Annotated in this window: 13 protein-coding genes; 5 read left to right on the plus strand and 8 right to left on the minus strand. The window is 46.3% G+C overall.

Going from position 1 to position 22152, the window contains the following annotated elements; all coding sequences use genetic code 11:
* Positions 1-19: 19 nt before the first annotated feature.
* From btuF to gltB (L1D22_RS12950), 8 genes are all read right to left on the minus strand, one after another.
* A complete protein-coding gene (gene btuF, locus L1D22_RS12915; protein WP_239830095.1) occupies positions 20-880 on the minus strand; it encodes a vitamin B12 ABC transporter substrate-binding protein BtuF in 861 nt (286 codons plus the stop codon).
* A gap of 1 nt (position 881) precedes the next feature.
* The gene (locus L1D22_RS12920) at positions 882-1835 is read right to left on the minus strand and encodes a cobalamin biosynthesis family protein (protein WP_239830096.1); all 954 of its coding nucleotides are present in this window, start codon (positions 1833-1835) and stop codon (positions 882-884) included.
* 10 nt (positions 1836-1845) lie between these two features.
* Positions 1846-2541, minus strand: coding sequence for a 5'-methylthioadenosine/S-adenosylhomocysteine nucleosidase (gene mtnN / locus L1D22_RS12925; RefSeq protein WP_012603226.1), 696 nt, complete (start codon positions 2539-2541; stop codon positions 1846-1848).
* 127 nt (positions 2542-2668) lie between these two features.
* Positions 2669-3097: a DUF1499 domain-containing protein gene (locus L1D22_RS12930; protein WP_239830097.1), complete on the minus strand. Its 429-nt coding sequence runs from the start codon at positions 3095-3097 to the stop codon at positions 2669-2671.
* Between the two features lie 171 nt (positions 3098-3268).
* Positions 3269-4681 (minus strand): FAD-dependent oxidoreductase, encoded by a 1413-nt coding sequence (locus tag L1D22_RS12935; protein ID WP_239830098.1) that lies wholly within the window; start codon positions 4679-4681, stop codon positions 3269-3271.
* A 16-nt stretch (positions 4682-4697) separates the two neighbouring features.
* Positions 4698-9161 (minus strand): glutamate synthase large subunit, encoded by a 4464-nt coding sequence (gene gltB, locus L1D22_RS12940; protein WP_239830099.1) that lies wholly within the window; start codon positions 9159-9161, stop codon positions 4698-4700.
* 428 nt (positions 9162-9589) lie between these two features.
* The gene (locus L1D22_RS12945; protein ID WP_132968624.1) at positions 9590-11059 is read right to left on the minus strand and encodes a glutamate synthase subunit beta; all 1470 of its coding nucleotides are present in this window, start codon (positions 11057-11059) and stop codon (positions 9590-9592) included.
* Positions 11059-15606 (minus strand): glutamate synthase large subunit, encoded by a 4548-nt coding sequence (gene gltB, locus L1D22_RS12950; protein WP_239830100.1) that lies wholly within the window; start codon positions 15604-15606, stop codon positions 11059-11061. Before gltB (L1D22_RS12950) ends, L1D22_RS12945 begins: the two co-directional genes overlap by 1 nt.
* Before the next feature lie 530 nt (positions 15607-16136).
* Between gltB (L1D22_RS12950) and L1D22_RS12955 the strand changes: the two genes are divergently transcribed.
* The 5 genes from L1D22_RS12955 to L1D22_RS12975 form a co-directional block, all read left to right on the plus strand.
* Complete coding sequence (locus L1D22_RS12955; protein WP_239830101.1) at positions 16137-17090, plus strand: TIGR01212 family radical SAM protein; 954 nt, start codon at positions 16137-16139, stop codon at positions 17088-17090.
* 91 nt (positions 17091-17181) lie between these two features.
* Positions 17182-18933, plus strand: a complete 1752-nt coding sequence (locus L1D22_RS12960; protein WP_239830102.1) for a diguanylate cyclase — start codon at positions 17182-17184, stop codon at positions 18931-18933.
* Positions 18934-19107: 174 nt separating this feature from the next.
* Positions 19108-21459 (plus strand): aerobic respiration two-component sensor histidine kinase ArcB, encoded by a 2352-nt coding sequence (gene arcB, locus L1D22_RS12965; RefSeq protein WP_239830103.1) that lies wholly within the window; start codon positions 19108-19110, stop codon positions 21457-21459.
* A 7-nt stretch (positions 21460-21466) separates the two neighbouring features.
* Positions 21467-21934 carry a hypothetical protein gene (locus tag L1D22_RS12970; RefSeq protein WP_239830104.1) on the plus strand — a complete coding sequence of 156 codons (468 nt, stop codon included), beginning with the start codon at positions 21467-21469 and terminating at the stop codon, positions 21932-21934.
* A 24-nt stretch (positions 21935-21958) separates the two neighbouring features.
* On the plus strand, positions 21959-22152 hold a 194-nt coding region (locus L1D22_RS12975; protein ID WP_239830001.1), incomplete at its 3' end, for a helix-turn-helix domain-containing protein.

Here is a 22152-nt window from a genome sequence, read left to right on the forward strand (position 1 = left end):
GAAAAAACGGAGCAAAAAGTTAGTGATTTTGCCTAGCTCTATCGAAGAAATCGCATACTTGCTGGATCGCTTGCAAAGTTCTGGTTGTCGGGCGATTAATCCAATCTGAATTGAGTGACCAAACCTGATCTTGAGCGACAGCAGGGATCTCTTTTTCCCAAGTTTGCCACATGGTTCCATTCTCGATTGCGTGCTGAGACGTGAAGATCACTTCAGGTTTCTTAAGTACAACCTGTTCAATACCAACTTGCGGATAAGGGGAGGCGCTGTCTTCAAAAATATTGTGACCGCCACAAAACTCAAACACCTCACTTGGCCAGTGTCCTTGTGCCACGGTAATGATCGGTTTTTCGCTAAGCTGATAAAAGTAGTTTACAGGCTCGGCGTCCTTATATTTTAGCCTTAGCGCGTTGAGCTGTTCTTTGTATTGCTTGGCATTATTTTCACCGATACTCGGGTCGCCGGCGTATTGGCTGAGTTGTTCAATATTGGTCGCGATACTGACTAGGCTTTTGGTTTTTGAGTAGTAAATATTGAAACCAAACTGCTCTAGTTTCGCTAGCTCTCGAGGTGGGTTTCCTGCGGGCCACGCAAGAATCAGATCTGGCTGCAGTGCGATGATTTTCTCAACCTTGATGCCTTGATAATTTGCCACCTTCTCAAGCTTATCAGCCTGTGGTGGGTAATCACTTCGCTCGCTCACTGCAATAAGGTTGTCACCTAGGCCTGCGCTGTACGCTAGCTCCGTCGCATGAGGAGCGAGGCTTATGACACGTTCGGCTGTAGCTACTTCTGTCGCAAGTGAAGTGGGTGTCCATAAACTGAAGCTGAGAGTGAATGCGAGGGCAGAGTATCGTGTAACAAGTTGAGAGGGTTCCACTTTAAATCCCTTGGTGAATAATGAGTAAGGCTAGGCTCTGTAAGAATATCCAGATAGCGATGCGACCAAAAAGTAGCTTTTGAACCTGAGATAAATGCAGCGCTGATGGGGCGATTCTGCCGCCTAATTTTGCACGAATAGCTTTGGTGTTGTCATAAATCGCAGGGCCACCCAATGATAACTCCAATTTGTTACCTACAGCTGTAATTAACCATGCTGGGCCGGGTAGAGGCCAAGAGCGACTTTGAACGAGCATCATCTTGAATGTGTGAGACGCTTTATCACCAAAGACGATCATCAAGGCAAATAAGCGCATTGGTATAAATTCTAGGATAGCGACGATCTTGATTGCCGTTGAGCCGAAAGGAGAGAACTGCTTACGGCTTGGTGACCAAGCTCGAGCTAACTCGACAATCAGGCGATACATCAAAGCGGCGATACCACCACCGATGGCGTACCAGAACAGCACACAAACCACGTTACGAGCGTAACCCATGATGATGGTTTCTGTGGCGGCTTTGCCTAGGCCAAGTGATGAAAGTGATTCGGTCTGACGATTGACAATTGGAGCCAGTAACTGACGAGCGGCAGCTTTATCTTCTCGACCAAGTGCTTTGATCAACTGATTAGCCAGCTTTTCATTATTACGCCAATCAATCGCGAGTAATAACAGCGCCAACTCAAATAGCTGAGATTGCCAAACCAAAGGTTGCAAGGCCAACAGAATAACCAGAGTCGGTAATACCATTAACCCCCAGGCTAACGTGCCCGAGATTAAGCTTTGGGAATAGTTTTGGTTGTTATTAACCTTGCTTGCTAAAAGCTCAGCAAACTTATGCCATAAGGTCGTGGGGTGTGCGGCATGAGGGATAGGTAAAATTAAATGAAAAAGCAGTGCTCCCCACATTACAAGGAGCACGCCATTTGCAAATACCTGATCAAACAGTGTTTGCATGTCTAGTCGCTTACTTTAGTAGGGCAACCATTTTGATAACCATTTCAGAAGAGCTTTGTGCTGCTAGTGGCAGGAACTCTTCGAAGCTCATTGGTGATTCTTTGTCTGCAACGTCAGAGATGGCACGAACAACCACGAATGGTACTTGGAATTGGTGACAAGCTTGAGCGATAGCCGATGCTTCCATCTCTACAGCAACGACAGATGGGAAGTGCTTGCGGATGAACTCTTGGCGTTCTGCTGTGCAAACAAATGCGTCGCCAGTACAGATAAGACCGCGAACGGCATGCTTATCTTCCATTTGTGCTAGCGCTTGTTCAGCAACAGCCATCAGTTTGTCGTCAGCTTTGAATGCAGCAGGTTGGCCTGCCATTTGACCGATTTCGTAACCGAAAGCTGTAACGTCTGCATCGTGGTGACGAACTTCAGTCGAGATAACCACATCGCCAAGGTTCAGTGTTGAATCAAAACCGCCAGCAGAGCCTGTGTTTAGAACGACATCTGGTTGGTATTCGCTTAATAGGATTGAAGTACCAACAGCTGCTGCTACTTTACCAATGCCAGATTGAAGCAAAACAACGTCAACACCATTTAGCTGACCAGAGAAAAAGGTACAACCGCCTTTATTAACTTCAGTAATGTCTGAAATTGCTGCTTTTAGGATCGCAACTTCTTGCTCCATTGCGCCAATGATGCCGATTTTCATGTGTAGTCTCTTAATAAATAATATTTAAACAGTAGAGCGAAATTGTAGCATGGATAAGAAGTGTCGAGCGACTGCCCAGAGGCACTTCTGATCGGAATAGCAGCGATTTATCTGCGTATTCTTTTATCTATTTGATTAGGCCTTCGCTTTTTAGGCTTGCGCGAAGTTGTTCAGCTCGTTTTCGGTTCACACCAAAATCAGAATGGCCAGTACGAGACTCTGAACGCACGATCAGTTTGCCGTCAGTGATCTTAAGTTCTAAGTCATCGACAAAGCGCATGATGCGAGAGGTACATTCAACACGCAGGTAATCATCGGTTTTGTTGGCCGTTTTCGCACCCGGCAAGGTCAGAGCTACTTGTTCAATGGCATCAAGGTTTGCTGAATCTGATAACTCGAACGCGGCCAATGCATGCTGTTCACGATCATCTTGAGTTGATACGCAGTTTGGTTTGTCTCCACAAGGTGATGAAGTTCTGTCTTTCATGTCCGTGATTCCTTGGCTGCATGCGGTTAACGTTAAAAGTGATAGCGAGAGGAGAGAGGCTTTTTTCATAGTGTTTCCTATGGCTTGTTTTTAATTCTAATTGTAGTTATCGGTATTGGCTTGTTTGTAATTGTTTTACGTATTTTAGTGATGCTTGTGATAAACGTATCTAATTCAAAAAAGGATCCATAATTGGATCCTTTTTTTATAGTAACGAACTGAGTAATAAAGGAAACCCACTTACACTTCTAGGTAATCTAATATCCCTTCAGCAGCTTTGCGGCCTTCATCGATAGCGGTCACCACCAAGTCAGATCCTCGAACTGCATCGCCACCTGCAAAGATCTTGCTGTTGGTGGTTTGGAATTGAAACTCTTGTTGTCCGGGAGCCTTGATTCGCCCCCATTGGTCGAGTTCAACACCAAAAGGTTCTAGCCACTCCATTGCGTGAGGTTGGAAACCAAATGCCATGATCACGGCATCGGCTTCAAGAACATGTTCACTGCCTTCGACAGGCTCTGGACGGCGGCGACCTGCTTCATCAGGTTCCCCCAAAGCGGTTTTCACGAATTTAACGCCAACCACATGACCAGCGCTGTTAAGCTCTAAGCCAATAGGTTGTAGGTTGAACTTGAACTTCACACCCTCTTCTCGTGCATTTTTTACCTCACGGCGAGAGCCCGGCATGTTGGCTTCATCTCGGCGGTAAGCGCATACAACATTGGCTGCATGTTGGCGAATCGAGGTTCGTACACAGTCCATCGCGGTATCACCACCACCAAGCACGACCACCTTCTTACCTTGCATATTGATGAACGGAGTTGGGCTTTCTAAATCCATTACCTTGTAGGTGTTAGAGATTAGGAAAGGCAGGGCATCATAAACGCCCGGTGCATCTTCGTTATCTAAACCCGCACGCATGTTTTTATAGGTGCCGACACCTAAGAAGACAGCATCGTAATCATCGACGAGTTGCTGAAGTTGTACATCTTTGCCGACTTCGGTATTCATTTGGAACTCAACGCCCATCTCGCTAAAAATACGGCGACGATTTTCCATGATGCCTTTCTCAAGCTTGAACGATGGAATACCAAATGTCAGTAGACCACCGATCTCCGGATAGCGGTCAAATACAACAGCTTTTACGCCATTACGAACTAGGATGTCAGCCGCCGCTAGACCTGCTGGCCCCGCACCGATGATCGCGACCTTTTTATCGGTCCATTCAACGTGAGACATGTCTGGCTTCCAACCCATCTCAAAGGCTTTGTCGGTAATGTACTTTTCAATATTACCAATGGTTACCGCACCAAAATCATCATTGAGGGTACAAGAGCCCTCACACAATCGGTCTTGAGGACACACTCGACCACATACCTCAGGCAGGCTGTTGGTTTGGTGAGACAATTCAGCGGCTTCGATAATACGCCCTTCATTGGCAAGCTTAAGCCACTGAGGGATGTAGTTGTGAACAGGGCATTTCCATTCACAGTATGGGTTACCACAGTCTAAACAACGGTCTGCTTGCGCTTTCGCTTGTTGTTTGGTGAAAGGTTCGTAGATCTCTACAAACTCAATCTTACGTATCTTGATTGGTTTCTTCGCTGGGTCTACGCGATTCACATCAATAAATTGGTATACATTCTGGCTCATTATTGGCTCCTTCCAATTATTGCGCTTGAACACGAAGTTCAGCTGAGCTGCGGCTTTGGTGGCCGAGCAAGGTGTTCAGATCCGCCGTCTTTGGCTTCACTAGGTAGAACTTCGGAATCCATTCATCAAAGTTCGCCAGAATAGCTTCAGCGTGTACTGAGCCTGTTTCTTCTAAGTGTTCTGCAATTAAGCCACGCAGATGTTCTTGGTGGATAAATAGGTCAGACAGAGAAAGTGCCTCGACCGACTCGTTGTTCACTCGGCCTTGGAAGTCTTCATTCTTATCCATGACATAAGCAAAACCACCAGTCATACCCGCGCCGAAGTTGACGCCAGTTGCACCAAGAATGGCAACAATACCGCCAGTCATGTATTCACATGCGTTGTCACCTGCACCTTCAATCACGGCAACCGTACCTGAGTTACGTACACCAAATCGTTCGCCAGCAGTACCAGCTGCAAATAGTTTGCCTCCAGTTGCGCCATACAGGCAGGTGTTGCCTATGATGGTCGCTTCGTTACAAGTAAATGCGGTGCCCTGGTGAGGTTTGATAACCACTTTGCCGCCAGCCATGCCTTTGCCAACATAGTCATTGGCATCGCCTGTTAGGTAAAGCTCTACGCCACCTGCGTTCCAAACTGCAAAAGATTGGCCTGCTGTACCATCGAGGTATAACTTGATTGGTGAACCTGCCATCCCTTGGTTACCGTATCGCTTAGCAATTTCGCCAGAGATACGAGCGCCAATCGAACGGTCTGTGTTGATCACGTTGTAGTAAAGACTGATGGATTGACGTTTCTCAATCGCATCGAGTGCATCATCAAGGATCTGTTGATTGAGTTGCGCCTTATCAAACGGTGCGTTTGGTTCTGTCCAAAACAGTGGGTGACCTTCTGGAGAAACAGGAGCTTCGAGTATTGAAGATAGATCGAGTTTGCTCTGTTTCGCAGTGAGCCCCTGAACGGCTTCAAGCAAGTCAGTACGACCAATCAGGTCTGTAAGTTTTTCTACACCAAGCTCTGCAAGGTACTGGCGAACTTCATCGGCTAGGCCAGTAAAGTAGTTCACCACCATGTCTGGTAGGCCTTTGAAGTATTCGCGGCGTAGTGTTTCATCTTGAGTCGCGACACCCGTTGCACAGTTGTTGAGGTGACAAATTCGTAGGAACTTACAGCCCATTGCAACCATCGGCGCAGTACCAAAACCAAAGCTCTCAGCACCTAAAATCGCGCCTTTAATCACATCGAGACCAGTTTTCAAGCCACCGTCGACTTGTAGGCGGATCTTATGACGAAGCCCGTTAGCAACCAGTGCTTGCTGGGTTTCTGCTAGTCCAAGCTCCCAAGGACAACCTGCATATTTCACTGAAGTCAGTGGGCTTGCTGCGGTACCGCCATCGTAGCCAGAAATGGTGATCAAATCGGCATAGGCTTTTGCTACACCCGTCGCTATAGTGCCGACACCCGGTTCAGACACCAACTTCACTGAAACCAAGGCTTTAGGGTTAACTTGCTTAAGGTCGAAAATCAGTTGAGCCAAATCTTCGATAGAGTAGATATCGTGGTGCGGAGGAGGGGAGATCAGAGTGACACCCTGAACCGAGTATCTCAGTTTGGCGATTTCTGCCGTGACCTTATGACCTGGCAGCTGACCACCTTCTCCAGGTTTAGCGCCTTGTGCTACCTTGATTTGCAGAACATCTGCATTGGTTAAGTAATGTGGAGTTACGCCAAATCGACCAGACGCTATCTGTTTAATGCGCGAGTTACGGTCAGTACCAAAGCGTCGTGGATCTTCACCACCTTCACCTGAGTTTGAGTAACCACCCAAGCGGTTCATCGCCATCGCTAATGCTTCGTGCGCTTCTGGGCTCAGCGCACCAATCGACATTGCCGCCGAGTCAAAGCGTTTAAAGAGATCGCTACTCGGCTCTACTTGCTCAAGCGTTAGTGGCTTATCGGCTTTTTTAAGGCTCATTAAGTCACGCAACATCGCGGCAGGGCGAGCATTTACTTGTTTCGCAAAAGATAGGTAATCCGAAGTTTCGCCAGTTTTAACTGCGGTTTGCAGTGTGCCGACGACATCTGGGTTATAGGCGTGGTATTCGCCGCCATGGACGTATTTCAGTAAACCACCGTGCTCGATAGGCTTACGCTTAGTCCACGCTTTACGCGATAAGTTATAGATATCTTGTTGGAAATCGCTAAAGCTAGCACCTTGGATTCGTGTGGTAACTCCGCGGAAACAGAGCTCAACAACGTCGGAATGTAGGCCAACGGCTTCGAAAAGCTGTGAACAGCGGTAAGAAGCAATGGTTGAAATACCCATCTTCGACATGATCTTATACAGACCTTTGTTGATGCCATTTTGGTAGTTTTGCATCGCGGTGCGATAGTCTTTGTCTAAAGAGCCATCATCCAACATTTTACCTAATGCTTCATAAGCCAAGTATGGATAAACCGCGGTCGCACCGAAGCCAAGCAGTACCGCGAATTGGTGTGGATCTCGAGCGGTTGCTGTTTCCACTACGATGTTGGCATCACAACGTAGGTTGGTATCAGCCAGTCTTGTTTGCACCGCACCAACCAACATGGCTGCAGGGATCGGTAGTTTACCTTTCTCTAAGCCTTTGTCCGACAGCACAACCAAAACGGCACCTTCGCGGACTTCTTGTTCTGCACTATCACATACCGCTTTGATCGCTTGTTCAAGGTCTTGATTATTAGGGTCATAGTGCATGCTGAGAATGACATGACGATAATGTTTTTGACTTAGCTGCAGAAGCTGCTGCATGTCTGAGTAAAGCAGTACTGGTGAATCAAACGTGACACGATAGGCGTGACCGTCTGTTTCACAGAACACGTTCATCTCTTTACCAATACTGGTCGCCAAAGACATCACGTGTTTTTCACGCAGTGGATCAATTGGTGGGTTGGTGACCTGTGCAAACTTCTGGCGGAAGTAATCAGTAACCAGACGTTCTTTTGAAGAGAGCACAGCCATCGGCGTATCATCGCCCATTGAACCTACCGCTTCTTGACCCATGTCACCAAGTACACGCAGTACTTGGTCTGATTCCTCGTTGCTCATCGCAAACTGTTTTTGGTAGGTCTTGAGCGTGTCATCGTCAAAGCTACGCTTACCGACTTGGTCATCTTGCAGAGCAGAAAATGGCGTTAACTTGTGAACGTTCTTTTCCATCCATTCTTTATATGGGTGGCGACCTTTGAGGTCATTGTCGATCTCATTAGATTGCCATAGCTTGCCGCGGCGAGTATCGATCACCAGCAACTCACCCGGTCCAACACGGCCTTTTTCTGCAACTTCATCCGGTGCGTAATTCCAGATACCGACCTCAGATGCCAGCGTGATTAGGTTGTCTTTAGTAATCACATAACGCGCTGGACGCAGGCCATTTCTATCGAGGTTACATGCGGCGTAACGACCATCTGAAAGTACGATGCCAGCAGGGCCATCCCACGGTTCCATGTGCTTGGAGTTGAAGTCGTAAAAGGCTCGCAAATCTGGGTCCATGTCTGGGTGATTTTGCCAAGCGGGCGGAACAAGCATACGCATCGCTCGGAACACATCCATACCTCCGGCAAGGAACAAGTCGAGCATGTTATCTAGGCTTGAAGAATCTGAGCCTGTCTCATTCACAAAGGGTGCAGCGGTTTGCAAATCGGGCAGCAGTGGTGAAGAGAATTTATAGGCACGAGCCTTGGCCCATTGGCGGTTACCTTCTATGGTATTGATCTCACCATTGTGCGCCAAATAGCGGAATGGTTGAGCTAGTGGCCAACGTGGTTGTGTATTAGTTGAGAAACGCTGGTGAAACAGACATATTGCAGATTCCATACGTAAGTCTGCAAGATCGAGGTAAAATCGAGGAAGATCGGCTGGCATGCACAGACCTTTGTAGACCATCACCTGTGTTGAAAGGCTACAAATATAGAAATCTTTGTCTTCGGTGATCTGCTTTTCAATTCTGCGACGAGCGATATATAGGCGGCGTTCGATATCACGCTCACGCCAGCCTGCAGGTGCTGAGATAAAGACTTGCTGAATATTAGGAACCGAGTCTTTTGCGATTGGACCCAAAACGTCGGTGTTAGTCGGCACGACACGCCAACCTGCGACGGTGAGTGTCTCTTGAGCGAGCTCTTTATTGACGATGTCTTGCGCGGATTGTGCTTTGATTGGGTCTTGGCTGAAGAAAATCATGCCGACAGCGTATTGCTTGCCGAGGTTGAAGTTATTCTCTTCTGCGATAATTCTGAGGTAAGAGTCTGGCTTCTGCAGTAATAAGCCACAGCCATCTCCGGTTTTACCATCCGCAGCGATACCGCCACGGTGTGTCATGCGATCTAGGGCTGAAATAGCAGTTCTTACCAACTTATGACTAGGTTGGCCTTCCATTTGCGCTATTAAACCAAATCCACAGTTGTCTTTTTCAAGACTAGGATCATATAGAGCCATTGCAATTCTCCCTTTTGCTTCTCTGTCATCCAGACAGTAAATGACTAACTATTCATGTACTTGTTGTTTTTTGTAAACTGATAGTTTGCTTTAGCCAGTTAAAACGTTATTGGTTGTGTTAACAAAACCGATTGATTTTATTTTCATCAGCTTTACAACGTATAGCTAATTGTGTTTTAGGTCAAGTTCATGGTTAATTATCATGCATAAACGCGATTAGCCACTTAATAATCTAAAATAGTCGATGGATATCAATGAGATATGCAAGGTGAATGTTAATGATATTTAACATATACAACTGGGTGATTTTGAAAGCACCGAAAGCCAGATAGAAAAAAGGCTAGCATCCAGTGCTAGCCAAATATAAAAGTTAGGAAGGGTGTTGCTTTTCCTCTAGGCTAACGGCATCGACGCTAGCCCGAGAAATATTATGCGGAAAGCATGAGTGAATCAGCTTTCGCTTCTAAGTTTGAGTTACCCATTAAGAAGTCATCAATAGCAATTGCACATTCACGACCTTCATTAATACAACGTACCACTAGCGACTGACCTGTACGCATATCACCAGCAGCGAAAACGCCTTTTTGGTTAGTCGCATAACCTTCAGAAGCGACGTTACCGCGCTCGTCCAGCTTAATGTCTAGTTGAGCTAGTACACCCGTTGGTTCTGGGTGTAGGAAGCCCATTGCTAGGAATGCTTGGTCACATGGAATCACACGCTCTGAGTTCGCCACTTCGTCAAAAGTAGGACGCTCACCAGGAGCGGCATCTTGCCAAACGATGTCAGCAATGCGCAGACCCGTTACCTGACCTTCATCGTTGCCGATGAATTCTTTGGTAAGGATGTTCCAATGACGATCACAGCCTTCTTCATGAGAAGTGGTTGTTTTCATGATCATTGGGTATTGCGGCCAAGGCATATTGGCAGGGCGCTTCTCTGGTGGAATCGGCATGATCTCTACCTGAGTAATGCTTGCTGCTTTGTGACGGTTAGATGTACCCACACAGTCAGAGCCAGTATCACCACCGCCGATAACCACAACGTGCTTATCTTTAGCGTGAATCTCTTCTGTTTTCAGGTCTAAGTCGTTTGCGCGGCGGTTGTTCTGACCAAGGAATTCCATTGCAAAATGAACGCCTTTTAGCTCACGGCCAGGAATTGGTAGGTCACGAGGAACCGTAGAACCACCTGTTAGCAAGACTACATCAAACTCTTGACGCAGTTGTTGAGCGTTAACATCAACACCGATGTGCTGGTTCACTTTAAACTCAACGCCCGCTTCAGCCATTAGGTTGATCTTACGATCAATCACGTCCATACCCAGTTTGAAATCTGGGATACCGAAACGCAGTAGACCGCCAACTTTCTCGTCACGTTCAAATACTGTTACTGAGTGACCTGCACTGTTCAGTTGCTCAGCAGCGGCTAGGCCAGCAGGACCAGAACCGATAACAGCCACTGTTTTACCTGTGCGAGAGCGAGGTGTTTTAGGTTTTGCGTACCCTTCACGGTACGCAGTTTCTACAATTGTTTTCTCGATATTACAGATAGTGATTGGGTCTTGGTTGATACCTAGTACACAAGCACTCTCACAAGGAGCAGGACAAACACGACCTGTAAATTCAGGGAAGTTATTGGTTGAGCTTAGAATGTTCCAAGCCTCTTCCCAGCTGTCACGGTAAACCGCGTCATTGAATTCTGGGATGATGTTACCAATCGGACAACCGCTGTGACAGAAAGGTACGCCACAGTCCATACAACGAGATGCTTGAGTATTGATCTTGTCGCCAAACTCTTCGTTAAGTACGAACTCTTTGTTGTCTTCAATTCGAACTGACGGGTCGAGCTTCTTTGGAAGCTCACGACCGTGTTCTAAAAATCCAGTAGGCTTACCCATTATACTGCCTCCACTTCTTCCGTTTGTGCCTGTTGTGCTTCAGCTTTACGCTTTTCAAGAACCGCTTTGTAGTCGCGTGGCATGACTTTAACTAGCGATGCAACACTTGCTTCAAAGTTGTCTAGGAAAGACTGAGCAACTTCACTTCCTGTGAATTCAACGTGCTTGGTTAGCATATCTAGTAGAAGATCTTTATCTTCTTGTTCAATTGGATCTAGGTCTACAAGTTCTGCGTTAAGCTTGGTTTCGAAATCGCCCGCTTTGTCCCAAACATAAGCGACACCGCCACTCATACCCGCAGCAAAGTTACGGCCTGTTGAACCAAGGATAATAGCAACACCGCCAGTCATGTATTCACAACCGTGGTCACCAACGCCCTCAACAACAACCTTCGCACCTGAGTTACGAACACAGAAACGTTCGCCAGCCATACCGCGAATGAAAGATTCGCCTGAGGTCGCACCGTAGAAACATACGTTACCAACCACGATGTTATCTTCAGCAACGATAGAAGATTTCGCATCTGGGTACAGTACCAAAGTACCGCCAGACAGACCTTTACCCCAGTAATCGTTCGCGTCGCCTTCTACTTCGAACTTAACGCCTTTCGCAAGGAACGCACCGAAAGATTGGCCAGCACTACCGTGGAACTTAACGTTCATTGGTTGTGGTAAACCTTGGTCTTTGTAAACCTTCGAGATTTCGTTCGACAGCATGGTACCCGCAGAGCGGTCTGTGTTGATGATAGGGAAGGTTGCATTTACAGCTTCACCTTTCTCAAGTGCAGGAATCGCAGCTTGAATCAACTTACGGTCTAGAACATCTTCTAGGTTGTGGTTTTGTTGTGTCTGGTTGTAGATACCATCTTCTTCACGAGCCTGCTCAATGTGCAGTACAGGTGTTAGATCTAGGTTCTTGTACTTCCAGTGGCCGATGTCGTCACGAACTTTAAGTTTGTGCGATTGACCCACCATCTCATCAATAGAGCGGAAGCCAAGTTCAGCCATTACTTCACGTAGGCCTTCAGCCATGTATTGGAAGAAAGTCACTACGTCTTCTACGCGGCCGTCGAAACGCTCACGCAGAGTCTTGTTCTGTGTTGCGATACCAACAGGACATGTATTCTTGTGACACTTACGCATCATGATACAGCCTTCAACAACCAATGCTGCTGTTGCTACGCCCCATTCTTCAGCACCAAGTAGTGTTGCAACTGCAAGGTCACGTGGTGTTTTCATCTGACCATCAGACTGAACAACGATACGGTTACGTAGGCCGTTTTTCAGTAGTGTTTGGTGAGTTTCCGCTAGACCCAGTTCCCAAGGCAGACCTGTGTGACGGATAGAAGACATCGGAGATGCACCTGTACCACCATCAAAACCTGCGATAAGTACTACGTCAGCTTTCGCTTTTGCTACACCCGATGCAATCGTACCTACGCCTGCTTCTGATACTAGCTTCACGTTTACACGGCCGTTACGGTTCGCGTTTTTCAGATCGTAGATTAGCTGAGCCAAATCTTCGATTGAGTAGATATCGTGGTGTGGTGGTGGCGAGATAAGACCTACGCCCGGAGTCGAGTGACGCGTTGCGCCGATCCAGTCATCAACCTTATCACCAGGTAGTTGACCACCCTCACCAGGTTTCGCACCTTGAGCCATCTTGATTTGCAGCTCATCAGCGTTAGATAGGTAGTAAGACGTTACACCAAAGCGACCAGAAGCCACCTGTTTGATAGCTGAACGTTCCCAGTCACCGTTTTCTTTACGTTCGAAACGTGCAGGATCTTCACCACCTTCACCTGAGTTTGATTTCGCGCCAATGCGGTTCATCGCAACAGCGAGTGTTGAGTGAGCCTCATGCGAGATTGAACCAAAGCTCATTGCGCCAGTAGCGAAACGCTTAAGAATGTTCTCGATTGGTTCTACTTCTGCTAGAGGAATAGAGCCTGCTGGGTTTTTGATGAAATCAAGTTGGCTACGTAGTGTTGCTGCGTTGTCGCCTTGGTCATCGACTGCTTTTGCGTACTTCTTGAACTGAGCGTAATCTTTGTTTCGCGTCGACTCTTGAAGTAGAGAAATCGTTTCTGGGTTGAATAAGTGTTTCTCACCACGTTGTTTCCACTGGTAAACACCGCCAACATCAAGGATTTGAGCTGGGATTTCACGAGCTGGGTAACCAACACGGTGACGAACAAGCACTTCACGTGCGATATCGTCGATCGTCAGACCTTGGATACGAGAAACAGTACCTGTGAAGTATTTTTCAACCACTGATTTGCTTACACCAAGTGCTTCAAAGATTTGTGCACCGTGGTAAGACTGCAGCGTAGAGATCCCCATCTTAGAGAAGATCTTCAGTAGACCGCCGTTAACACCTTTACGGTAGTTATCGAAGAACTCACGTGGGTGTACGTTTGGATCTAGCTTCTTAGTACGTTGCAGTTCAACAATCGTTTCAATCACTAGGTATGGGTTAACTGCGTTCGCACCGTAACCGATAAGCGTTGCAAAGTGGTGTGTTTCACGAGCATCACCCGTTTCAACCACGATGTCACACTTAGCACGTAGGCCTTTACGGATTAGGTGGTGGTGAACCGCACCAACTGCCAGCATTGCTGGAATAGCAGCGTGGTTAGAGTTAACCGCACGGTCAGTCAGTAGGATGATAGAGTAACCATCAATCACTGCGTCTTCTGCGTATTGGCAGATACGCTTAAGTGCGCGCTCTAACTTACCTTGGTCGCCGTTTGCTTGGAATACGATATCCAACGTCTTCGCTTGAAGGTGTTCGTTATCGATTGCACGTAGCTTTTCTAGCTCAGAGTTAGAAAGTACTGGAGACTCAAGCTCTACCTTTTGACAGTGCTCAGGTGTTTCAGCAAGTAGGTTCTGATCTTTACCTAGGTAAGTGTTCAGAGACATAACCATGCGCTCACGAATCGGGTCGATAGGCGGGTTAGTGACTTGAGCAAACAGCTGTTTGAAGTAGTTTGAAAGGTGCTGCGATTGGTGAGAAAGAATCGCTAGCGGCCAGTCAGCACCCATTGCAGAAAGCGGCTCATAGCCTGTTTTCGCAAGAGGTAGAATGATTTCGTTTACTTCTTCGGAGCTCACACCAAACGATTGTTGTTTGTGCAGAAGCTTCTCTGGAGAAGGTTGGCTAAATTCGTTGCTCGCATCTGGTAGCTTTTTCAAGCTCAGAAGGTTTTCTTCAACCCATTTCTCGTAAGGTTGTGCTTTCGCGATGCCATCTTTCACTTCTTCATCAGAAATGATGCGGCCTTGCTCAAGGTCAGCGACGAAGATACGACCTGGTTGTAGACGACCACGGTACTCAACGTTTTCTGGTGCGATTTCAACTACGCCAGACTCAGACGCCATCACTAGGAAATCGTCTTTTGTCACTGTGTAGCGAGAAGGGCGCAGACCGTTACGGTCAAGTGTTGCACCTACTTGAACACCATCAGTGAAACATACAGATGCTGGGCCATCCCATGGTTCCATTACGTTCGCGTGGTACTGGTAGAACGCGCGACGAGTTGGGTCCATGTTTTTGTTTTCTTGCCATGCTTCCGGGATCATCATCATCAATGCGTGTGGCAGAGTACGACCAGACAGAACCAGAAGCTCAAGTGCCATATCGAAGTTTGATGAATCCGAGCTACCTTCCTGGCAGATAGGCAGTAGCATGTCGATTTCAGCTTGTGTGAATAGATCCGATTCAAGGATCGCTTCACGCGCTTTCATCCAGTTTAGGTTGCCGCGAACCGTGTTGATTTCGCCATTGTGCGCGATGTAACGGAAAGGCTGAGCTAGACGCCAACGTGGGAATGTATTGGTAGAGAAGCGAGAGTGTACAAGTGCTAGAGCTGTCACCATGGTTGGGTTTTGCAGGTCTAGGAAGTACTGAGGAACTTGTTCTGTTGTTAGCTGACCTTTGTACACCAATGTCTTGTAAGACATAGAGTTGATGTAGAAGTCATCACCGATATTTGACACGCTTTCTAGGCACACACGAACTGTGTAGTTACGTAGAACGTACAGTTTGCGCTCAAGCTCTTCTGGAGTAATACCAGGGCCACCAGAGATAAATACGTGTTCAAATTGAGGTTCAGTGCTTAGTGGGTCAGCACCAATCATTGAGTTGTCAGTTGGAAGTTCACGGTAGCCGATAACTTCTAACTCTAGGCGTTGTGCATTGCGTTCTAGAATGTCACGACACTGTGCACGTTTGTGTTCATCTTTAGGGAAAAGTACAACACCAACACCATATTTTTCAAAAGATGGCAGTTTAATTCCAAGCTTTACGGCTTCTTCTAGTAAGAATTCGTGTGGCTTCTGTAGCAGGATACCTGCACCATCACCAGAACACGGATCACAGCCTTGGCCGCCACGGTGTTCCATACGTGCAAGCATATCGAGTGCTTGAGTTACTACATCATGAGATTTGCGATTCTTTAGATGCGCAACAAAACCGATACCACAAGCGTCATGCTCCAGTTCAGGAGTATACAGACCCTGTGAGTTCTGCTCTTGATCTACCATAGATACATCCTTCCAGTTAAATCTAGGCGCAACTTCTTTGTATAAAGTCAGCCTTGTCCTTTTATATTTATGGGTCTAAACCTGCCTATGCTGGCGGTTTGAATCCTTTCCGTATCTCGCAGGAAAAGTATTGCGAGAAAAACAATCCTTAGTGATATCCGTTTATTTTTAACCACAAACTAGTGGTTTATATAGGTGGGAATTAGATATCACCGACTTATTAGCAAGTTTTTGTTGTAAGTAAATACTCAAAAATAGCGAATATGTGTAAGTATCCTACAATTTTGTCTAGGCGAATTGCAATGAAAGTTGACCCATGTAGACCATTTTTTTCGTTTTATTTTGAATTTTTTGTCTAACAAATGTGCAACATTAGGCAAATAGAGCCGATTTTTTGCATGTTTATTGATATTTGATAGGTTGCTCGCAAAAAGCCTTGAGTAAACTAATTGGTCGAATTTTGCAGGGATGTAATTTTTTTTCAAAAAAAGACTGATATTCATTCTTATTTACTTGAGCGCTTTGAAAATATGCAATTACATGAGTTGGTCAATACTATCGGCCAAGATCTTCAACGTCGTTATGGCGAAAAGGTTCACAAACTAACACTGCACGGCGGTTTTAGTTGTCCAAACCGAGATGGAACCATTGGCCGCGGAGGCTGCACTTTTTGCAACGTGGCTTCTTTTGCTGATGAACAAACTCAGGTTCAAAGTATTGCAGACCAGCTAAAAGATCGTGCGGGTGAAATTGCTCGCGCCAAGAAGTATCTGGCTTATTTTCAGGCGTACACCAGCACTTATGCTGAGGTACAAGTGCTCAAGAATATGTATGAAGAGGCGCTAAAAGCACCGGGTGCCGATATTGTAGGTCTTTGTGTTGGCACAAGGCCAGACTGCGTACCTGATGCGGTGTTGGAGCTGCTCGCGGGTTACGTAAAGCAAGGCTATGAAATCTGGCTGGAACTTGGCTTGCAAACGGCTAACGATAAGACCCTCAAACGCATCAACCGTGGACACGATTTTGCGGTGTATGAAACGATCACCCACCGCGCACGTGCGTTAGGTATCAAAGTGTGTACTCATCTTATTGTTGGCCTGCCAAAAGAGACCAAAGCGGACAATCTTGAAACTTTAGACAAGGTATTAGCGGTAGGAACCGATGGTATCAAACTTCACGGCCTTCATATAGTAGAGGGCAGTACCATGGCTAAGGCGTGGAAAGCAGGAAAGCTAGAAGCACCAAGCCTTGAAGAGTACATAGATGTTGCTACGGATATCATTCAACGTACGCCTGCGAACGTGGTTTACCATCGTGTTTCATCAGCCGCGAGGCGTCCAACGTTGCTCTCGCCTTTATGGTGTGAAAACCGCTGGTTAGCGATGACTGAGATTGGTCGTTCATTAGATATAACCGGCGCGCAAGGCATCAAAACAAGCTCTGCCTTTGAGTACACGCAACCCGTTTTAAACGCAGCCAATTGATAGAAATAGGTGAGAGTAGGTAACAGCAGATAAAACCAACAAATAGTGGTAACATTTCCCTCACAGAATTTATGGTATAGATTGAGAGTAAATGGAACTGGTAATGACTTGGTTGTGGGACAGGGCGTATGGCTACGGTATTTATATCGTTCTCATGTTGCTGATTGCTCTCATCTGCTGGCATCTTTATTCACGTTATCAGTCGCATATTGAACAGCTTCTTCTCTCTACTCCGTCGCCACTCTATTTCGTCGATGTGCGAAGTGGCGAGATCCTCTATGCCAATCGCCAAGCGATGCAGTTGCTTGGGATCCGCCAAATCGGTGTTAATTTTCGCTTTCCTACCGTGGAGAGTGAGAACAGCTTTCGTCACTATTTAACCAATCACATCAATTCCCGATCATTTGAGCAGATCTCTTTTTGGGCTCTTTCTGAATTTGAATCTTTTAAGATCAATTTAGTGGCTCGTAAGATCCGCTTTAGAAGCAAGAAAGCGTGGATGATTCACGCTTCTCCCTACAAGAATACCAATGAAGAGCTGTCCCAAGAGGTTCGCGAACTGAATGTCGCGCGTACGGCTTTGGATTCTCTGTCTGAGCTGATCTATGTAAAAGATCAGAAGGGTGAGTTGGTTGCGAGTAATCGTTCGTTTAAAAAGTTTTGGCATGGTCGCCCTGAAGAGGGCACTTTGAGTGTGTCTGGTGGAGCATTAAAAGGACGTGTTAGTGAACGATCGTGGACAACCGACCAAGACGGCAAAGGCTGCCTGCTCGAAACCTATCAAAGTGTGCTGCTTTCCCAAGACGGAGAAACAATCGGTACACTCTCTATTAGCCATGATGTGACCGATTGGCATGACATGCAGCAGAAACTGCGTGGCGAGATGGAGAAACGTAAAGATACCGAGGTCGCACTTGCCCAGCGTGACACCATTTTACAAAACATCTTAGAAGCCAGCCCAGACTCGATTGGTATCTTTAATGAAAACATGGTTTATCAAGCGTGTAATAAACCATTTGTGGCTGCGCTGGGTATCTCTGAAGTGAGTGACTTGATCGGTAAACGCTTACAAGATGTGGTGCCACATAGTATCTATACGCGAATATCAGAAACCGATCATCAAGTGCTTCATCAAAGTAAATCGCTGCGTTATATCGACAAAGTGGTCTCAAGTGATGGAGCATTTACTTGGTATGATGTAGTCAAATCACCGTTTAGAGATCCAGCCTCAAGTACCAATGGCGTGTTGATCATGGCGCGTGATATCACCGAACGTTACCTTGCTGAGCAGAAATTGGAAGAGGCAAACCTTGAGCTTGAGCGCCTCAGCTTTATGGACAGCCTGACTCAGGTGTCTAACCGACGCCGTTTTGATGAGCAGTTGTCGACGCTGTGGCACTATCATGTGCGTGAGAAGTTGCCACTGACGATTATGTTGTGTGATATCGACTTCTTTAAAGGCTATAACGATTATTACGGACACCAGCAAGGTGATGATGCCTTGGTCCAAGTTTCTCAGGCATTTAAGCAGGTGTTGAATCGTTCATCGGACTGTGTAGCTCGTTATGGTGGTGAAGAATTCGGCTTTATTCTGCCGAATACAACGACCGAAGGTGCTCAGCTGGTGGCGCAGCGTATACATGACGAAGTCTTAAAATTAGAACTTGCGCATGAGAAGTCGACGGTCTCTGAATTCATCACCGTGAGTATTGGTATTGTCTCTTACATTCCTAAACCTGATGACGAGATGGAGTCGGCCGTTGCTTTGGCTGACAGTGCTCTGTATCAAGCAAAATCTGACGGTCGAAACCGTTCTATGGTGCATCCATCCTCAATTTGCTAACTCTATAAAATCGGTGATTTGCCCACCTTCGTCTGTTTTGGTTGTTCGGTATTTATATTAATTGGATTAACCTTCGATATTGCCGCTGATCTCTTGCTGCGTGTGATGTAGCTAGCTTACCTCCTATCTTCAAACAGGGTAGAATGTTGCTAGTCTTATCGCATGGAGCGCTAAATGAAACCCATGAAAAATCTCGCCCAGTATTACGTGGATCTACTTGTAAAACTGGGGATTGTCCGCTTTTCTATCATACTCGCCCTAGCGCTTGTTGCCCTCGCTGTTGTTGTGCAAGTCGGCATAACCCTCGCACTCAAAGGTAATGTTGATGATATCGACATTGTCCGTTCAGTTTTCTTCGGTTTAGTGATCACGCCTTGGGCGGTTTACTTCTTATCAGTGGTGGTTGATCAGCTGGAAGAGTCTCGTCAAAGATTGGCGAAGTTAGTCTCTAAGCTTGGTGACATGCGTGAGCGAGACCAAGAGCTCAACAATAAACTGCAACTCAACATCGAGAAGCTGAATCAAGAAATCGAAGAGCGTGAAAAAGCCGAAGAAGCGCGTGCTGAAGCGATGCACGATCTCGAGAATGAAGTATTTCAACGTGAGCGTACTCAGCTTGAACTCGCAGAACGTACTGCGCTACTGCGTTCGTTTATCGATGCCTCGCCTGACCTTATTTACTACCGTAATGAAGAGGGTGTTTTCTCTGGTTGTAACCGTGCGGTTGAAGAGCTCACTGGCAAGACAGAAAAAGAGCTAGTCGGTTTGACGCCTTGGGATGTCTACAGCAAAGAGGTCGCTCAACAAGTTGTGGAAACCGATAAGAAGGTGTTTGCCGATAACCAAGCGCTCACTTATGACCAATGGCTTGAATATCCTGATGGACGTAAGAGCTACTTCGAACTGCGTAAAGTGCCTTTCTACAGCAAAGATGGTCGCCACTTAGGCTTAGTGGGTTTTGGTCGTGATATTACCGAGCGTAAAGAGCATCAAGAGTCGCTAGAGAAAGCCAGTCGCGATAAGACCACCTTTATCTCAACCATCAGTCATGAGCTAAGAACACCGCTTAATGGCATCATTGGTTTGAGTCGTATGTTGCTTGATAGCCAACTGACCACCGAACAGCGTAAACAGATGCAAACCATCAAGGTGAGCGCTGTAACGCTGGGTAATATCTTTAACGATATTATCGATATGGATAAGTTTGATCGCCGCAAGCTAGAGTTATTCCCAACCCCGATTAACTTTGAAGATTTCGTTGTCGAGATTGAGAGTATTTCTGCATTGATGGCAGAGCAAAAAGGGTTGAGGTTTGATCTAGAAAGGTTGTCCGATCTTCCTGCATCTGTCGAAGTCGATGGTACGCGCTTGAGACAGGTGCTGTGGAATCTCGTGAGTAACGCGATGAAGTTCACCAAAGATGGTGGTGTAGTAATGACGGTCAGCGCCGATATTGATGGCGACTTTGCCAACATCACGATGGAAGTGGAAGACACCGGTATTGGTATCCCTGAAAGTGAAATCGAAAAGATCTTCGCGATGTATTATCAGGTGAAATCTGGAACGGATAATCTGCATGCGGTGGGCACAGGCATTGGCCTTGCGGTATCGCAACAGCTGATCAATATGATGGATGGTCACATCGAAGTGACCAGTGAAGAGGGCTTTGGTAGTACCTTTACGGTATCAATTCGAGTTCCTGTTAATCATGATACTCAAGCACTGATTAAAACGCCAAGAAAGCAGTCGAATCTTAAGATCTTCATGGTCGAAGATATTGAACTGAACATCACGGTGGCTCGCTCTCTGCTTGAAAGCTTAGGTCACGAAGTGACGGTGGTGATGACGGGTAAAGAGGCGCAAATTGCTTTCAACCCTGAAGACTATGACTTGGTACTGTTGGATATCCAACTGCCAGACATGACTGGCTTTGACATTGCTCAGTACTACCGTGAGAAATACAGCCAGTTACCGCCTTTGGTGGCATTAACTGCCAACGTGTTGAACAACAAACAAGAGTACTTCCAGAAAGGTATGGATGAAGCGATCAGTAAGCCATTGTCGGTTCGAGCTATCCAAGATGTGATCAGCGAGCTTATCGAGGATGCACCTGAGGTGGTCGAAAAAGTCGGAAATATTGAAAAGAGTGAAGAGAGTAAGCCAGTTCTTTCATCGATTGACACCACTTTGCTTGATATTGATATGCTAGAGTCTTATGTTGACATTGTTGGGCCGAAACCGGTTTTGGATAGCATCGCGATGTTTGAAGATATGATGCCGGAGTATATGGAAATATTGAATTCCAACATGGTCGCGAAAGACCAAGCCAGTATCGTTTCTGAGGCGCACAAGATCAAAGGCGCGGCAGGTTCGATTGGTTTAAAACGCATACAGCAAGTTGCTCAGAAAGCTCAGTCTCCAGATATGCCTGCTTGGTGGGAGAACATTTCAGATTGGGTCGATGAAATTAATAACGAATACCAGAATGACATTGAAGTCCTAAAAAGTTGGTTAAACCAAAGGTAGAAGAATAATGAAAAAATTAGCATTCGCCGCATGCGTAGTGGCATTAGCAGGTTGTTCTGCACCGCAAGTAGAATGGCAGCAAGGTAACCAAGTTGAAGTATCTGCAACGACAGTAACAATGAAAAGCAATCTTTGGCACAACAAGATGCCAACGATCGGAGAGACTCAAGATAAGACACTGCATGGTGCTATCTACCTAGAATCAGACTCAGAGCTGCCAGCAACGCTAGCGGTTGAAAGCGTTACGGTAAAACAAGGTGCAGATACCTTGTTAGTGACGGCTGACGATCTTGATTTAAGAACGCACAGTGAAACTCAGTGGGAAGTCGCTTTTGTTTGGCAGCTAGAGATCGACAGCGACAAGTCTGTTGATGTTGCGGTTGAACTGAAAGATGGTGAAACCGTGAAGTGGCTGGTGGAGAAAGACGTTAAGGTTGATACGGTTTATACCAATTCCGTTAATTTTGTGATCTAATATGGACTCTTAAAAGGAGTCCTTATGAAGCATGATTTTCCGAGTCTGATTAATTCCACATCCAATGCTCGGCTTAGAATGCGTTATTTATCCGTTTCTCATTTTGTTGACGGTAAAAGTCGCACTCAAATAGCTAAGTACCTTAAAGTTAGCAGAGTAAGCGTCAATAAATGGGTCAAAGCATATCTCGACAATGGTCTTGAAGGACTTCAAGAGAA

The sequence above is a fragment of the Vibrio sp. Isolate34 genome, assembly GCF_022397915.1.
Taxonomy (GTDB): Bacteria; Pseudomonadota; Gammaproteobacteria; order Enterobacterales; family Vibrionaceae; genus Vibrio.

Excerpts from the sequence above, each read along its gene's own strand:
- L1D22_RS12920 (WP_239830096.1), bottom strand. The coding sequence starts at position 1,835 with ATGCAAACACTGTTTGATCAGGTATTTGCAAATGGCGTGCTCCTTGTA.
- mtnN (WP_012603226.1), bottom strand. The coding sequence starts at position 2,541 with ATGAAAATCGGCATCATTGGCGCAATGGAGCAAGAAGTTGCGATCCTA.
- L1D22_RS12930 (WP_239830097.1), bottom strand. The coding sequence starts at position 3,097 with ATGAAAAAAGCCTCTCTCCTCTCGCTATCACTTTTAACGTTAACCGCA.
- L1D22_RS12935 (WP_239830098.1), bottom strand. The coding sequence starts at position 4,681 with ATGAGCCAGAATGTATACCAATTTATTGATGTGAATCGCGTAGACCCA.
- gltB (WP_239830099.1), bottom strand. The coding sequence starts at position 9,161 with ATGGCTCTATATGATCCTAGTCTTGAAAAAGACAACTGTGGATTTGGT.
- L1D22_RS12945 (WP_132968624.1), bottom strand. The coding sequence starts at position 11,059 with ATGGGTAAGCCTACTGGATTTTTAGAACACGGTCGTGAGCTTCCAAAG.
- gltB (WP_239830100.1), bottom strand. The coding sequence starts at position 15,606 with ATGGTAGATCAAGAGCAGAACTCACAGGGTCTGTATACTCCTGAACTG.
- L1D22_RS12955 (WP_239830101.1), top strand. The coding sequence starts at position 16,137 with ATGCAATTACATGAGTTGGTCAATACTATCGGCCAAGATCTTCAACGT.
- L1D22_RS12960 (WP_239830102.1), top strand. The coding sequence starts at position 17,182 with ATGGAACTGGTAATGACTTGGTTGTGGGACAGGGCGTATGGCTACGGT.
- arcB (WP_239830103.1), top strand. The coding sequence starts at position 19,108 with ATGAAACCCATGAAAAATCTCGCCCAGTATTACGTGGATCTACTTGTA.
- L1D22_RS12970 (WP_239830104.1), top strand. The coding sequence starts at position 21,467 with ATGAAAAAATTAGCATTCGCCGCATGCGTAGTGGCATTAGCAGGTTGT.